This window comes from Salinivibrio sp. ML198 (genome assembly GCF_001996015.1).
Taxonomy (GTDB): domain Bacteria; phylum Pseudomonadota; class Gammaproteobacteria; order Enterobacterales; family Vibrionaceae; genus Salinivibrio; species Salinivibrio siamensis.
Genome location: NZ_MUEZ01000051.1, coordinates 1 through 648, shown reverse-complemented (window position 1 = coordinate 648; position 648 = coordinate 1). Strand labels below are relative to the sequence as shown.

General features: G+C 59.0%; 1 pseudogene. It reads left to right on the top strand.

What is annotated here, in order from left to right:
• Positions 1 to 648, top strand: a pseudogene (locus BZG25_RS16015) (hypothetical protein); the annotation flags it as partial.

The following is a 648-nucleotide window of genomic DNA, read 5'->3' as shown; positions in this document are numbered from 1 at the left end:
AGTTAAACGAAGACGACGCACCGGCGGACGAATCGGGCACGCCAGAAGTTAGCGGCGAGGAAGATGAAACGACTGACGAGGACGCTGACGACGAGCCGCAAGCCGAGTTAAGTGAAGACGATGCTCCAGCGGACGAGCCAGCTGAGCCAGAAGCTACTCGCGAGGCAGATGAAACGGCTGACGAGGACGCTGATGACGAGCCGCAAGCCGAGTTAAACGAAGACGACGCACCGGCGGACGAATCGGCCGCGCCAGAAGCGACTAGCGAGGCAGATGAAGCGGCTGACGAGGACACTGACGACGAGCCGCAAGCCGAGTTAAGTGAAGATGACGCACCGGCGGACGAATCGGCTGAGCCAGAAGCTACCGGCGAAGCAGATGAATCGTCAGCGCCTGACGGCGTTGACAACAATGATGCCTCTACGGATGACGGCGACAATCTCGATGACATTAGCGAAGAAGACTTACTTGATTTAACCAGCCTACCTGAGTACGACGAAGAAGCGGCATTGGCAGACGCTGAACCGGTTGACGAGCAAGAGCAAGCGGATTTAGATAGCGTGCCAGAGCCAGAGCCAGAGCCAGAGCCAGAGCCAGAGCCAGAGCCAGAGCCAGAGCCAGAGCCAGAGCCAGAGCCAGAGCCAGAGC